The 290-nt window shown below is 23.8% G+C and carries 1 protein-coding gene; it reads left to right on the top strand.

Annotated features, from left to right (window positions below):
• Positions 1–208, top strand: a 208-nt coding sequence (locus ACR6JA_RS22440) for a hypothetical protein (RefSeq protein ID WP_494599634.1), incomplete at its 5' end; no start/stop codon positions are given.
• Positions 209–290 lie beyond the last annotated feature (82 nt).

Raw genomic sequence — 290 nt, forward strand, 5'->3', positions numbered from 1 at the left:
AAAAAAAAAAACAACCACCCAAAAAAAAAAAAAAAAAAAAAAAAAAAAAAATAAAGAAATAAAAACCACCCAAAAGAAAATAAACCAAAAAAGCCCACAAGCGCCAAAGAAAAAGCAGGCAAGTACAAAACCAAAAACCCCCCCACCAACAGAAAAATTTTTTTTTTATAAAAGAAAAAAACCCAAAAAACCCCCCCCCAGATTTTAACCAATAAAAAACAAAATAATTAAAAAAAAAAAAACCAAGCCAAAAAAAAAAAAAAAAAAAAAAAAAAAATTTATTAATAAAC

This window comes from Cedecea sp. B1(4) (assembly GCF_059414925.1).